At 60.1% G+C, this 13345-nt stretch carries 12 protein-coding genes and 1 pseudogene; 8 read left to right on the top strand and 5 right to left on the bottom strand.

The genetic code is table 11. From position 1 onward, the window contains the following. Positions 1 to 23: 23 nt before the first annotated feature. Positions 24 to 1136, bottom strand: coding sequence for an NDMA-dependent alcohol dehydrogenase (locus tag ABH939_RS10445; protein ID WP_054827326.1), 1113 nt, complete (start codon positions 1134 to 1136; stop codon positions 24 to 26). Positions 1137 to 1299: 163 nt separating this feature from the next. On the opposite strand from ABH939_RS10445, the gene ABH939_RS10440 reads away from it, so the two are divergent. After that, positions 1300 to 2259, top strand: coding sequence for a helix-turn-helix domain-containing protein (locus tag ABH939_RS10440; RefSeq protein WP_099696974.1), 960 nt, complete (start codon positions 1300 to 1302; stop codon positions 2257 to 2259). 9 nt (positions 2260 to 2268) lie between these two features. Here the strand turns inward: ABH939_RS10440 and ABH939_RS10435 are convergent, their stop codons facing one another. The 3 genes from ABH939_RS10435 to ABH939_RS10425 are packed head-to-tail and all read right to left on the bottom strand — an operon-like array spanning position 2269 to position 4876. Continuing rightward, positions 2269 to 2889, bottom strand: a complete 621-nt coding sequence (locus tag ABH939_RS10435; RefSeq protein WP_003945756.1) for an L-threonylcarbamoyladenylate synthase — start codon at positions 2887 to 2889, stop codon at positions 2269 to 2271. A gap of 26 nt (positions 2890 to 2915) precedes the next feature. Further along, the gene (locus ABH939_RS10430; RefSeq protein WP_047269546.1) at positions 2916 to 3341 is read right to left on the bottom strand and encodes a MerR family transcriptional regulator; all 426 of its coding nucleotides are present in this window, start codon (positions 3339 to 3341) and stop codon (positions 2916 to 2918) included. 35 nt (positions 3342 to 3376) lie between these two features. Then, positions 3377 to 4876: a SulP family inorganic anion transporter gene (locus tag ABH939_RS10425; protein WP_099696973.1), complete on the bottom strand. Its 1500-nt coding sequence runs from the start codon at positions 4874 to 4876 to the stop codon at positions 3377 to 3379. 476 nt (positions 4877 to 5352) lie between these two features. Here ABH939_RS10425 and ABH939_RS10420 point away from each other — a divergent pair, with 476 nt between their 5' ends. From ABH939_RS10420 to ABH939_RS10405, 4 genes are all read left to right on the top strand, one after another. Continuing rightward, positions 5353 to 6384, top strand: coding sequence for an Ig-like domain-containing protein (locus ABH939_RS10420; RefSeq protein WP_235867733.1), 1032 nt, complete (start codon positions 5353 to 5355; stop codon positions 6382 to 6384). Between the two features lie 55 nt (positions 6385 to 6439). After that, complete coding sequence (locus tag ABH939_RS10415; protein WP_099696972.1) at positions 6440 to 7558, top strand: Ig-like domain-containing protein; 1119 nt, start codon at positions 6440 to 6442, stop codon at positions 7556 to 7558. A gap of 289 nt (positions 7559 to 7847) precedes the next feature. Next, complete coding sequence (locus ABH939_RS10410) at positions 7848 to 8213, top strand: hypothetical protein (RefSeq protein WP_235867732.1); 366 nt, start codon at positions 7848 to 7850, stop codon at positions 8211 to 8213. 353 nt (positions 8214 to 8566) lie between these two features. Next, positions 8567 to 8737: a hypothetical protein gene (locus ABH939_RS10405; protein WP_007734610.1), complete on the top strand. Its 171-nt coding sequence runs from the start codon at positions 8567 to 8569 to the stop codon at positions 8735 to 8737. A gap of 16 nt (positions 8738 to 8753) precedes the next feature. On the opposite strand, the pseudogene ABH939_RS10400 reads toward ABH939_RS10405, so the two are convergent. Further along, positions 8754 to 9185, bottom strand: a pseudogene (locus tag ABH939_RS10400) (HNH endonuclease family protein); the annotation flags it as partial. Positions 9186 to 9301: 116 nt separating this feature from the next. Between ABH939_RS10400 and ABH939_RS10395 the strand changes: the two are divergent. Genes ABH939_RS10395 through ABH939_RS10385 form a run of 3 tightly spaced genes read left to right on the top strand, consistent with a single transcriptional unit; the run spans position 9302 to position 13217 of the window. Further along, complete coding sequence (locus ABH939_RS10395; protein WP_047269064.1) at positions 9302 to 10408, top strand: tyrosine-type recombinase/integrase; 1107 nt, start codon at positions 9302 to 9304, stop codon at positions 10406 to 10408. Beyond that, positions 10405 to 12612, top strand: coding sequence for a site-specific integrase (locus ABH939_RS10390; RefSeq protein WP_058037609.1), 2208 nt, complete (start codon positions 10405 to 10407; stop codon positions 12610 to 12612). The genes ABH939_RS10395 and ABH939_RS10390 overlap by 4 nt, the downstream gene beginning before the upstream one ends. Beyond that, positions 12609 to 13217, top strand: a complete 609-nt coding sequence (locus ABH939_RS10385) for a DUF6262 family protein (protein WP_064445081.1) — start codon at positions 12609 to 12611, stop codon at positions 13215 to 13217. Before ABH939_RS10390 ends, ABH939_RS10385 begins: the two co-directional genes overlap by 4 nt. Positions 13218 to 13345 lie beyond the last annotated feature (128 nt).

Raw genomic sequence — 13345 nt, 5'->3', positions numbered from 1 at the left:
TGACTGGTGCGACTGATCGGTGATCAGTGTTCGTGAATGATGACTCCGCGCATGATCTTTCCCGACTTCATGTCGTCGTAGCCCTGGTTGATGTCTTCGAGGCGGTACTCGGTGGTGACCATTTCGTCGAGCTTCAGCAGTCCGACTTCGTAGAGGTTCAGTAGTCGGGGGATGTCGGCGCGAGGGTTACATTCGCCGAACAGGCTTCCGCGGAGCTGTTTTTGGAACAGGGTCATTTCGGCGAGGTGCAACTGTGTGTCGGTGGCGCCCATCGGTGAGACTGCCGTCAAAACCACGCGGCCACCCTTGCGGATCAGTCCGACCATCGGCTGGATCATGTCGCCGCTCGCTACTCCGACGGTCAGGATCGCGACGTCAGCCATGACGCCCCAGGTCAATTCGTTGACCAGCGTCATGGCTTCGTCGATCGACGAAGCAAAATGTGTTGCTCCGAGAGTCTCGGCCATGGCTTTCTTGTCCGGCGAGATGTCGACTGCCACGATGTGCCTCGCGCCTGCGATTTTCGCTCCTTGGAGGGCACTTCCACCGATCCCGCCGATTCCGACGACGACCACGGAGTCGCCTGGCGAGACCTCTCCGGTGTTGACGGCAGATCCCCAACCGGTGGTGACTCCGCAACCGACGAGGCAGGCCTTCTCGAGGGGAATCCATTTGTTGATCTTCACGACCGACGCTTCCGGTACAACCGTGTAATTGCCGAAAGTGCCCAGAAGCGAGAAGGTTCCGACGTCCTTCCCGCGTGCTGCCGCGCGGTACGTTCCGTCGACCTGCGCGCCGGCCATCAGAATGGCGCCGAGGTCGCAGAGGTTGCTCTGTCCGACTGCGCACCAGCGGCAGCGTCCACACGAGGGAATGAACGAGAGGACGACGTGATCGCCCACCTCGACGTCTCGTACGCCGGGGCCGACTTTCTCCACTATGCCCGCACCTTCGTGGCCACCGATCACGGGGAGCGGGACTGCCAGATCACCGGTCACAGCATGATCGTCGGAGTGGCACATGCCGCTGGCAACCACTTTGATCAGGACTTCACGTTCTTTCGGATCTGCGAGCTCGATCTCCTCGACACTCCACGGTGTGTTGTGATCCCACAGCACGGCTGCCTTCGCCTTCATCGACATTCCCTTCGAGCGTGCTTCGCGGTGCAGTGTCATCTCGTCTGCTCCTGGACACATGCTGTCTCCCGTCGGGGGCCTCGGTCATGTATCTGCGCGCCACGGTTTGGTGTTTTCGCGCCGTTTCACCCATCCATGAAGTGAATTTGCGATAATCTTAGTTATGGTCACCATCCGGTCTGGAGAGAAGACTGCCGACGGCATTCCTATCGGTATGGGAGGCCAATGGTGGGAATCTCGTCTGCGGGAGCAGTTCATTCCCCTTGATGTGCAGGTATCCCGATCGGATCTCCGGGAGGGATTCACCGCATCGGTCAAGCGACGCTCGCTGGACGACTTCGGTCTCGTCGACCTCAGCTGCGATCCGTGCACAGGAAAGCGAACCGCAACTCAGGTATCCGACGCCACAGAAGACTGGGTGGTGCTGATCGCAATCCAGTCAGGACGCGAAGCGCTGACACGAGCAGGTGAGACGACTCTCGTGGGCGCTGGTGACGTAGTTCTGTGGGATACGCGCAATCAGGCCGAGTTCGAGGTTCTGGAGTCGATTCGTTCGATAAATCTGCTGATTCCGCGCTCGGCCCTGGCGGAAGTCTCCGGTCGAGCGTGGCCGGCTTTCGGCGGCGCGCTGGAACGGGACTCACCGTCGGTACGTTTGTTGGTTTCCTATCTGTCGATGCTGGCCGATTCGTTGGCCGAACTTCCTGAATCCGCGATATCAGCGGCCAGAAATGCCACCCTCGAACTGTTCGACGGGGCAGTGAGCCAGACCATCGGAACTGAGGACGCTGTCGGTTCCGCCGCGCTGCGCTTGTCGATCGATGCCTGGATCGACGGGCACCTGAGTGATCCGTCGTTGTCGTTGACCTCTGTTGCCGCCGCCCACGCGGTCTCGGCCCGGACGGTCCAGCGAGTTTTCGGCCGATCTGGTGAGACGTTCAACGGGACGGTACGGGCGCGGCGGTTGGCCAGGGCACGCGAGGAATTGCGTCGCACGAACAGCTCGATCACCTCGATCGCCACCAGATGGTGTTTCTCCGACGCAAGCCACTTCTCGCGACTTTTCAAAGAACGGTTCGGGGCCTCTCCGGCGGCCTTCCGCTCTCGGAAAATGCGGAGCTGACGTCGGGGCCTACTCGAAACGAGAAGGATCTCCCGCGCCGACCCGCACGATTTCGGGAACACCGGACGAATAGTCGACGACTGTGGTGGGTTCGGTTCCGCAGTCACCCGAGTCTATGACGGCGTCGAGTTGGTGGTCGAGTTCTTCCTTGATCTGCCAGCCGTCCGTCATCGGTTCCTCGGCGCCGGGCAGGAGAAGGGTGCTGGAGAGGATGGGTTCACCCAACTCTTGCAAGAGTGCCCGCACTACCGGGTGGCTGGGGATACGCACTCCGACGGTCTTCTTCTTGGCGTGTGCCAGCCGACGCGGAACTTCCTTCGTGGCGGGAAGGATGAACGTGTACTGCCCAGGCGTAGCCGCTTTCACCGCGCGGAACGCAGAGTTGGTGACGTGGACGAAGTGCCCGAGCTGCGCGAAATCGGCACAGACCAGCGTGAAGTGATGGTCCGAACGCAGATGACGGATCTCGCGGATCCGATCGGTGCCCGAGTGATTGTCCATTCGGGCGCCCAGGGCGTAGCAGGAGTCGGTGGGGTAGGCGATGACCGCGTCGTTGCGCAGCATTTCGACGATCTGGCTGATCGCGCGCGGCTGCGGGTTTTCCGGGTGAACGTCGAAGTATCGGGCCATCAACTCAGCTTAGTTCAGCTTGCAGATCACGAATGCCGTTCACCGTTGAGACTGTGGTCGGCGAGCAAACCCGTCAGCTCTTCGGCGTAGGCGAGTTGCTTACGTAAGTGTGTGCAGCTTTCTTCCGCCCGGGTGTGGCAGTCGGTGACGAATTCGGTTGCAGCGGTGCGCGTTGGCGCGTCCGAAGCTTCGTCGCCGAGCACTGCCAGAGAATCGAGAAGTTGTTTCATTTCTTCGAGACTGAATCCGAGCGGCTTCATTCGTCGGATTACCAGTAGCCGTTGGACATCGGCCTCGGTATAGAGGCGGAATCCTCCGGCGCTCCGCTCGGACGGAGTAACCAGACCGACCTCGTCGTAATGACGAATCGTCTTGATCGACAGTTCGGTGCGTTCGGCAACCTGTCCGATCTGCATGTTCGGCCCTTGGCCCGCATGTTCCGGCTCAGACATCACTCCCACTTTCCTCGCGCTGGGCCTCCATACTCTCAGTGACCGTCACCCAGCCGACCGGACAGGCGCAGGTGGCGCTCGGCCGATGCGTCGTCGAGCCCCACGATCTCGACATTCTTGCCTCTGGCCGCGTACTTGGTGGTGATGGCGTCCAGTGTCGCGACGGTCGACGCGTCCCAGACATGAGACTCGGACAGATCGATGACAATGTTCTTCGGGTCGCCGGCGTAGTCGAATTGGTAGATCAGATCGTTGCTGGATGCGAAGAACAGTTCGCCTCGAACCGCATAGACACGGGTGTCCTCGTCCGGATGCGCGACGTCGATCACTTCGGTGAGATGCGCGACGCGGCGAGCGAAGATGACCATCGCGGTGATCACTCCGACGATCACGCCGTAGGCAAGATTGTGGGTCGCGACGGTGACTGCCACGGTGACCAACATGACCACTGTCTCGCCGATCGGCATGCGGCGCAGGGTCTTCGGATTGATGCTGTGCCAATCGAAAGTGCCGACCGAGACCATGATCATGACGGCCACCAATGCGGCCATGGGAATCAACGCCACGACATCGCCGAGGCCGACCACGAGTATCAGCAAGAACACGCCCGCCAGGAAAGTCGAGATTCGAGTGCGAGCGCCGGAGACCTTGACGTTGATCATGGTCTGGCCGATCATCGCGCACCCTCCCATGCCCCCGAAGAAGCCGGTGACGATGTTCGCGACGCCTTGGCCCCACCCTTCTCGGGTCTTGTTCGAGTGCGTATCCGTGACGTCGTCGACGAGCTTGGCCGTCATCAACGATTCGAGGAGTCCGACGAGCGCCATGGCCAATGCGTACGGCGCAATGATCGACAGTGTGTGCATGTCCAGGGGGACATCGGGGATCAGTAGCGTCGGCAGGCTCGACGGAAGCTCGCCCTCGTCGCCGACATTGGGGACGTTGAACGCGAAAATGACTGTGGCGGTGGTCAGTAGAACGATTGCCACCAGTGGAGCCGGGACGGCGTTCGTCAGTTTCGGCAGGAATACGAGTAGCAGAAGTGCGACTGCAAGGAGTGGGTAGACGAGCCACGGAACATCGATCAGGTGGGGGAGTTGGGCGATGAAGATCAAGATGGCGAGTGCGTTGACGAATCCCACCATGACGCTGCGCGGAATGAAGCGCATCAACCTTGCGACGCCCAGGAGGCTCAGCACGATCTGGAGAAGGCCGGCCAGAAGGACTGTCGCAATCAGGTAGTCGATTCCGTACTCGCGCGTCAGTGGAGCGACGACCAGTGCGACGGCGCCGGTAGCTGCGGAGATCATTGCGGGTCGTCCGCCGACGACGGCGATGGTCACTGCCATCGTGAACGACGCGAACAGTCCTACCCGCGGATCGACGCCGGCGATGATCGAGAACGAGATCGCCTCGGGAATCAGTGCCAACGCCACGACCAGTCCGGCCAAAACCTCCGTTTTGAGACGGTGAGGTGACCGGAGCGCGGCCCGAACCGAATTGTCGTTGGTGGATGAAGCGATGGTTACTGCCATGAGATTCCGTCCTGACGAGGTTCTCATACTCTACCCTCCTGTAAGGGTAGAGTATGACCGGAGATCTCGCTACGGTGCGAACTTCTGTCGAATTGTGTTTCCCCGCAGTGAATCTCGAATCGGGAGATTGATCGAGAGGGGAAAGGTCTGCGGCGGCGGTCAGATGTGACGACCGGCAACTCTTACCAAGTATTTACTTACTGTGTGGGTTTTGTTTATTGAAAACGGGTCAACTCGGACGCTGGCTCCGTTACAGTTCGGCGGCAAACGTCAATCAGGTTGTTCCGAGAGGACATCATGTCAAAACGCCTACTGAGTGCTGCGCTCCTTACCGGCCTCCTTGCCGGTGGAACCGCTGCGGCCGTGATTCCGGCGACCGCGGCGCCCGTTGCAGAAACCACGTCAACAATGTTCCAGGTCACGTGCCGCGCAGTTCCGAGTGCGTTCTCCGGTCGTCAGACGGAAAGCCTGCTACGGTGCGGGTTTCGGCTCCGACGGTAGTCGCGCCAGGTCAGGTCTTCGACATCGACGTGGATCCGGGTAGCGTCCAGATCCCGAACGATGTGAGCGGCGCAAGCGTCAAGAAGATCTCGCGTCTGAAGATTGATCTGCCGATTCCGACCAACGCGGAGTTCGTTTCGGCGACGGTCACCGATCCGGGCAATGTTATTGCCGGGAAACCTGCTTCGGTGATTCGTGTCAACGAAGACGGCACTCCCGCAGCGGACGGTCCGATACTCCGGTTGTCCGGCGCAAACGAAGCGATCGGCAACAGTCCGTCATCGTCGTCGGGTGCGCACGGCGGGCTTGCGATCAATGCTCAGTCCGGAGTCGAGACCAACATCGTCTTTCCGAAGATCAGAATCACCGTAAAGGCCGGGCCGTCCGGCGCAGTCGAAACCAATGTCCGGACTTCGGGTGCTGCAGGTACTTTCGGCGGGCCCGAGTCATTTTTGACCTTCCTCCCTCAGGTCAGTCACTGGCTCGCGGGAACCATCTGGGCGCCCACATCCTGCTCGCCGCGCGACGCTGAGACCGGCCCCCTCAATGCCGGTGCCGGCGCCCTGGCATCCACGAAGATCGACGGGGACCTGGGGCCCGTTGATCCTGAGCCAGGCGCGGACATCGTGACTAAGCTCGAAGGACCGGCTACCGCCGCGACCGGTACCAAGGTGTCTTTTGCTTCTCACGTCGATCCGGAAAACACAACGGGAACAGTACAGTTCATGGTCGACGGCAAACCCGTCGGTGACCCGCGGCCGGTGGTTCGCGGTATTGCGCGCCTGGATCTCACCTTCGGTAAGGCGGGTACCAAGTCCGTGACTGCAGTATTCACCGCTACCGGAGACGAGGCGAAGTACACGTCGGCGGCACACGTACTCACGGTGACCGGTGACACCACAGGTCCGGTCGATCCCGACCCGACCGATCCGGGCACTCCGGGCGGTCTCGGCAGCCTCGAGTCCGTTCTGCCGCAGCTGCCAACGGGTTCGCTCGGTGGCAAGTGATCACGGTCCTACCTCACTGAACTTTCAATGGCCGAGTTCTTCTGAAAGGCAACACATGAACCCCCGCACTCTGGCAGTTTGCGCTGTCGTACCAGCACTCGCGGCCGGACTCCTCGCTGTGTCCGCGCCGGTGGCAGCGGCTTCCGATACCGTGACGCGGACAGTTTCCTTCGAACACAAGTGCCGGGTCGACGGCGCCACCGATTGGGATTCGTCGTTCTCCGACAACATGGAGGTAACGGCGCCCACGTCCGTGCGTCCCGGCGAACAGTTCACAGTGAAATTGCATCCAGGCACCATGCGTAGTTCGGATTCGGACACCGGTCGTATCAAGTACGACATCGCACTACCGCAAGGGGCAACCCTGGTTTCGTACTCCCTCGTCGGTGATTCGTCGTCCAACTTGACCGGCGAGACTGCGGTGCTGCTCCGGGTGGGCGCAGACGGAAACGCGAACCCGGCGGGTGAGTACCTGCGAATTACCGGTACCGGCAACAAGACAGTCAACGACGGTCCGAGCGCGAACGACAACAAGCCCAAGGAAGGGCTGCAAGTCAAGGCCAACACGGACTTTCGTTTACCGGCAGTCGAATTGAAACTCGAAGCTCGGTCCGACGAGGGAAACGCGACGACGCACCTGCGCGCCGGGGCGACGAGCCCGAGTATCAAGATCAAAGACACGAGCATGAGTTTCGGTGAGTCCCGGTGGGTCAATGCCGCTGGGTATTGTGTTGCTGCGGGCGAGGGACGCAGCGCCCTCTCGACTACCGAGGTCTTCACGACCAACCAGACCGAGACGATGGTCGCTGTCGTACTGGAGGCACTGACGGGCGAAGACGTCAAGATTGCGGCGAGTATCGACCCGAACCCGGGTGAGGGAACGGTCGAGTTCTTCGACGGCGATACGAAGATCGGCAGCGCCACAGTCGATTCCAATGGCCATGCAGAACTGGTCTGGCGGTTCCGCGACCAGGGCGAGCATCGCATCACCGCAAAGTTCTTGGGTACCAAGAAGTTCAGTTCTTCGGAATCTGCGGACAAGACCGTGACCGTCACCGTGCCTGGTGTCATCGTCGTCGAGCCGGTGGATCCGACGGAACCGGAAACTCCTGGTGGAACCGGAAGCCTCGGGGACATCTTCTCGAAGCTGCCGACGGGCTCACTCGGAGGCTGAGTCACCCAAACGGCAGGGGAGCGTCGACGTTTCGGCTCGAATGCGGGTGTGTGATCGAATACTGGAATGACAGGTTCGAATCATGCCGAGAGCCGCAACGCCGGCGTTCTCTGATCTTCTCAATGGGAGTCTCCGTCACGGAAATCGGGCCAGAACCACAAAAAGGTAGCTCACCAAAACTCGTGCCCTTTTACTACCGTGAGTTGAAGAACTGCGCGAACCGCGGGTTCTTACATCAACAAGCCTTCGAACTCGCCGCTGCGGTTCAGGTATGAACAAGGTAGGGAAAATGCGCAAGGTTAGTTTGCTCGCGTCCGCTGCAGCAGTAGCTGTCGGTGTGGCAATGATCGGGACGTCGGCCTCAGCAGCGCCGGGAACGATTCCCGGTCACGGGCTGTTCGACGTGCCGTGGGAGGTGTTGCCGGGAACCTACACGACGTCTGGGCCCGTATCAGCTGACATGCCGTGCATATACGGCCGAGCAAAAGTCGACGGCGATGGTGAATTGAATGTACTCGAGTTCGAAAGCACCCTCGAACCGGCGACAGTCACGATTCTCTTGACGGATTCTCGCTTCACCACCGCATATTGCTCTGATTGGAAGCGAGTGTCGTCAGTCGGATCGTTGGATCTCGGATCACTTTTCGGGTCATAGACGTCGCCGCTCTGATTCCAGATGGGCCTCTGGCCGTGGCCACGGACCTCTGCTATCTCGGCTAACGCTCGCCTCGCGGATGTGCTCGTTCGTCTCGAGTTTCCGACCACTCGTCGCATGAGTCCATGACCAGGGACTTTAGCCCTCGGTAATTACCTACCAATCGGTATATTCTGCGAAGGTACGGACTTCGTGAACCGATGTGAGTTGGCTCCGGGGGACGTGCCGGCCTCGCAGGACCGCCCGCAAAGTCAGCCCGGTGAGGCCACCGGAGTTCGCGCATTTCGACAGATTGCCGCTGGGTCCGTCCGCTACGAGGGGAGCGGACGGACCTGACAGCACGAGAGAGTGCCATGCCTGAACGTGGTCAAAGCAGAGTGGACGCGGGGATCATTGCCGTCGTCGCAGTCATCACCGGTGTGTTCGTCGCACTGACCGGTCACGGTCTGGTTGCAGCGCTCGCCACCGTAGTGGGCCTCGCGCTCGGAATGGCGATTGTGCGGTATCTGATCAAGGGCCGCTGATCACCGCAAGAGTTCAGCAGGTCGCGAGAATGTCTGCGATGGTGTCGTGTTCGGCTTGGGTGACCCACAAACCGTATGCCGCTTTGACTTCCACTTGAGCAGTCACGTACTGGCAGCGGTAGGCCTTGTTGGGTGGCAGCCAGGTCGCCGCGTCGGAATCCGACTTCTTCTGGTTCGTGGGCCCGTCGACAGCGCGCAGGTTTCGAGGGTCGTTGGCCAGATTGGTTCGCGTCTGTGTATCGAGCTGTTGTGCGCCCTTCTGCCAGGCGTCCGAGAGTGCGACTACATGATCGATCTGGACTGCAGAAGACGTGTCCTGGCCGCGGGCGAACGCGATGGTCTTGTTCGTGTACGGGTCACGGAGCGTACCGGTTTGGACCGAGCAGCTTTTGGAGCCGTCCTTGAATGTCAGGTCGGTGAGGTCACGCCGCAGGACGTCATTGCGTGTTATCTCTAGCGCCGCATCAGGATGAAGGCACGGTAGGCACGGCGTGTCGGTCGCCCTGTCCCTCATGGTTATCTAATAGCGTCTATATCACAGGTGGGACAGCCATAGGAGTGGCGATGTCGTGTGCTGTAGAGAAGGTCATTTCACCGACGACGGGGCAGTCGGGTTGGGTGATCGTGGACGAAGAATCCATGCGCCCGGTCGCGGAGGCTTCCGAGTGGGTGCTGTTCATGCAAGGCGCCGGAAGGTCACCTCAAACAATCCGCGCATACGTTCCTCGGGTCTGTTGGTTCTTGAACTGGACTGCCGGTCGCGGACTGGATTGGCACGAGATTCGTGTAGGTGAACTCACTCGTTTCAAATTCGCCGTCGAACACACCCCAACCGTCCACTACCGGCTGCGCTCCGGCAGATCGGTCAACGCAGTGATGACCGCTGTCGTCGAATTCCTCAGGTTCTGCGGAATGCGTGGATTGGTCTCCGCAGATGTTGTTTCTGGGCTGTCCCAGCCCAAGTACCTGGCCTACGCACCCCGCGATTTCCACGAAGGTGAATCCGGTCAGCATCGGCTGATTCGTGCCAGAACCCTCAAAGCGCCGGAAGTCGTAAAGCCTCCGGAAATTATTACTGAAGAACAGTTTTCGCATGCTCTGAACTCCGCGAACACCGAACGAGACCGTTTTCTGGTGCTGTTGCTGGTTCGTTCCGGACTCCGAATCGGAGAGGCATTGGGTTCGCGCCGTAGCGACCTGCATTTCCTTCCGACCTCGGTTCATCTGGGATGCCAGGAACGTGGACCTCATGTTCATGTTGTTCGGCGTGAAGGCAATTCGAACGGTGCCCGCGCTAAAGGACAATCCCGAGTCGTACCGGTCAGCGACGAGGTGGTCACTCAGTATCGCGAGTACCTTCTCGAACGAGACAGCGTGCCCACCGCAATGACCTCGGACTTCGTGTTCGTCAACCTTCTCGGGCATCACGCCGGTTCGCCGATGTCGTATTCGAACGCAAAACAGATTGTGGAAAGGATCGGCAACCGTGCCGGTTTCCGATTGCGGCCCCACATGTTCCGGCATACGGCAGCCACAATCTGGACGCGCAACGGCACCGGTATCGACGTGGTTCAGTCGTTGCTCGGTCATGTGAGCCGAGCATCGACCGCGATCTATCAACACCCCGACGCGGAGGACCTGAGGGCGGCAGTGGAAAGAGTGGGCATATGAGCATCACCGCTCTACCCGTCGAGTCAAGAGCCCTCTCGACTGGAAACGAACAGACCTGGAAAGCGTGGTTGATCGAACGAATCGACCCGCAATGGCGAGTCGCGGAATGGGATTCACGCCGACAGGTATTCACCGGAGACGTCGACAACGAAATGACAGCGGTCTATCTGTGCCGAGTCGACCGATGCATGACGGTCGTGGAAATCTTCGACCGCCGTTGCAGGCGGTGCGAACGCCACCGCAAGCTCAACGGGACCTCACCTTCATTCTTCGACCGGACATTCGACCCCGATTCGGTTCCACGAAGAGACGAAAAAGCCTTTTCGAAAGTCGATTTCGAACTCAGTGAGGTGAACGGCACTGTTGCGGCGGAGATTATTTACGGAGTGCAGCAGCGTGACCGTGATCAGATCATCTTGGTTCCGATGCGGATCCGCAGCATAGTTTCCCACCTCCCACCGGATTGTCGCTCACTGCTCGATGTCGCCGGAAATCGCCAGTTCGAGAAGGCACTCGGAGCTGCAGCCGGTGGTGTGTTCCGGTCGTTGGTCACACATCTGCAGCGGGCGCACGTCGTGTACTCCGGTACTGATCCCACCATGGCCGACGTGTGGAAACCTGCCGTCGTGGGCCTGCAAGCTGCTCCGGACCGGCGATACAGTGCGGCCGGTGGCGTTGTGGACTTCCGAGAGATCAGACAGCGATGGCTTCGAGAGATCACCAAACAATTCGGCCGCGAGGTACGCCCACCCGTGACGACACTGCGGCACACCGTTCATGCCGCCGAAATCGCTTCACGGCAACTCTCGCTGCGCACGAACGGCGATCACCCCGAACTACTCGACCACGGTGACATGAGCGCTGTCGTCGAGGGTTTCCGCACCAGCGCCGATCGAGAGGGCAAGCCCCATTCCTTCACCCATCGACGATCATTGCTCGGGTGGTGGCGCCGACTTCTCGAGTTCTCACGCCGCACGGGCGCAATGGATGACATCCCCGGCTCCTTCGCACTCGATCTGCGTTCGCACACAATTGCCCAGGTCGAGACCAGCGAGGACGACTTCGGACGCACGATCCCCGAACATGTCATCGCACAACTCGATCAACACCTCGAGCTGCTGGGTAGGCACTCCACGTACTCCGCGCCGGGCTGGAACCCTGACGACTACGCCATGATGTATCAGACGGTCTACCAGATCATCCGGGACACCGGTCGACGCCCGAGTGAGATCGTCGGGCTCAAACGCTCATGCCTGGACTGGGTCGACGGCAAGCCCACACTCGTCTACGACAACCGTAAACGTCGCAGAATGGGGCGTAGATTGCCGATCAGCACTGCAACGGCAACCGTGATCGACCAATGGCTCGACCACCTTCAATCGCTGTCTGTTCCGGACACACTGTGCGACTGGCTCTTTCCCACGCCGGGAACCCGCAACAACATTCGCCGCGGGCACTTGAGCGGTGCGCAGTTCGGGTCCCGGGCCTTCGCCATCTGGATCGATGCAATCCCGGAACTTGTCGACGAAAGACTCGACGATGACGGAAACCCAGCTCTCTACGACAGATCAATGATCACTCCTTACGGATTGCGGCACTCCTACGCTCAGCGGCACGCTGACAACGGCACACCGGTGGACGTCCTACGCGAATTGATGGATCACCGCAGCGTCGACACGACCATGGGATACTTCTCCGTCACACTCAAACGTAAACGCCAAGCCACCGAGGAGATTTCGAAGTTCGCGATCGACAGGCACGGACGACCGGCGGGATTCACGTCGGTAACGGAGTACGAGCGACAGTCGGTGGCCGTGCCCTTCGGAAACTGCACCGAACCCTCGAACATCAAAGCCGGCGGCCAACACTGCCCGATCCGATTCCAGTGCGCAGGATGCTCCTTCTACCGACCGGACCCGTCCTACCGGCCCGCAATCGAGCAGCATCTCGCAGAGCTGCGCACAGACAAAGAAACTGCAATCGCCACCGACTCCGCGTCGTGGGTGATCACCAACTTCGACGCCCAAATTCACGCGTTCACGGACGTCATCTCGTCGATGGACGCAATGCTTGCCGACCTGCCCGCAGACCAACGCGCGGTCATCGACAACGCCTCCCGCGAACTGAGGAAAGCGAGGACCGCAGCTGCCTTCATACCGCTCGAGTCCGTAACCACCCACACGAACGAGGACGAACAACGATGACTGCCGATGACCGTGACATACGAACCCAACGGCTCATCGCCTCCCGTCGACGTGACAGCGCTGACAAACAACGCAGAACGCTGACAGTCATCGCCGACCTCTCATCCGCTGGCGAACGCATCAACATCAGCGAAATAGCGCGTCGCGCAGGCGTTTCTCCATGGTTCATCTACAACACCGCAGCAATTCGAACCGCCGTCGAACGCGCCACAGAAGAGCACTCCCACACCGCCACCAGAAGCAGCGCCGGACGCACGTCCGCTACGGCGGACAGTCTTCACGCCGAACTGTTGATGGCGCGTGAGGAAGTTCGGGCGCTACGAACGGACCGAACCAAGCTCGAGACCAAAGTGCAACTACTACTCGGCAACCAACTCGAACACCTGCCGCACGACACACTGCTCGCCCGTATCCACGAGCTCGAACAGATAGCAGCCGAGCTGCGCTCGGACCTCGACTCCGAACGCAGACGCGCCGACACCATGACAACACGAACCGAAGAACTCCAGGACGAGCTCACCGCCGCCCGCGCCTCACTCAAAAGGATGGTTCAAAGCGTTTCTCCAGCACGACGAATCGAAGCAATTGAATCGCCCTGGGTCTGATGGAGGCTCTGGCTATTTGATTTCAACCAAGGTCTGCTCACCCTGCTCAGTAGCGTAGAACGTCTTCTCGTACTCTGCTGGCGGGATGTCGCCGCAGTGACCATGCAGCCGCCTGTGATTGTGCCAGT

It is taken from the genome of Rhodococcus sp. 27YEA6 (assembly GCF_044908235.1).
Classification (GTDB): Bacteria; Actinomycetota; Actinomycetes; order Mycobacteriales; family Mycobacteriaceae; genus Rhodococcus_F; species Rhodococcus_F qingshengii.
Note: the sequence above shows the minus strand (reverse complement) of the source record. Positions and strands in the feature narration are given on the sequence as shown.

Bases quoted from the DNA above. Each gene is read 5' to 3' on its own strand.
- ABH939_RS10415 (WP_099696972.1), top strand. From the start codon at position 6,440: ATGAACCCCCGCACTCTGGCAGTTTGCGCTGTCGTACCAGCACTCGCG.
- ABH939_RS10390 (WP_058037609.1), top strand. From the start codon at position 10,405: ATGAGCATCACCGCTCTACCCGTCGAGTCAAGAGCCCTCTCGACTGGA.
- ABH939_RS10425 (WP_099696973.1), bottom strand. From the start codon at position 4,876: ATGGCAGTAACCATCGCTTCATCCACCAACGACAATTCGGTTCGGGCC.
- ABH939_RS10440 (WP_099696974.1), top strand. From the start codon at position 1,300: ATGGTCACCATCCGGTCTGGAGAGAAGACTGCCGACGGCATTCCTATC.
- ABH939_RS10385 (WP_064445081.1), top strand. From the start codon at position 12,609: ATGACTGCCGATGACCGTGACATACGAACCCAACGGCTCATCGCCTCC.
- ABH939_RS10445 (WP_054827326.1), bottom strand. From the start codon at position 1,136: ATGAAGGCGAAGGCAGCCGTGCTGTGGGATCACAACACACCGTGGAGT.
- ABH939_RS10410 (WP_235867732.1), top strand. From the start codon at position 7,848: ATGCGCAAGGTTAGTTTGCTCGCGTCCGCTGCAGCAGTAGCTGTCGGT.
- ABH939_RS10395 (WP_047269064.1), top strand. From the start codon at position 9,302: ATGTCGTGTGCTGTAGAGAAGGTCATTTCACCGACGACGGGGCAGTCG.
- ABH939_RS10430 (WP_047269546.1), bottom strand. From the start codon at position 3,341: ATGTCTGAGCCGGAACATGCGGGCCAAGGGCCGAACATGCAGATCGGA.
- ABH939_RS10435 (WP_003945756.1), bottom strand. From the start codon at position 2,889: ATGGCCCGATACTTCGACGTTCACCCGGAAAACCCGCAGCCGCGCGCG.
- ABH939_RS10405 (WP_007734610.1), top strand. From the start codon at position 8,567: ATGCCTGAACGTGGTCAAAGCAGAGTGGACGCGGGGATCATTGCCGTC.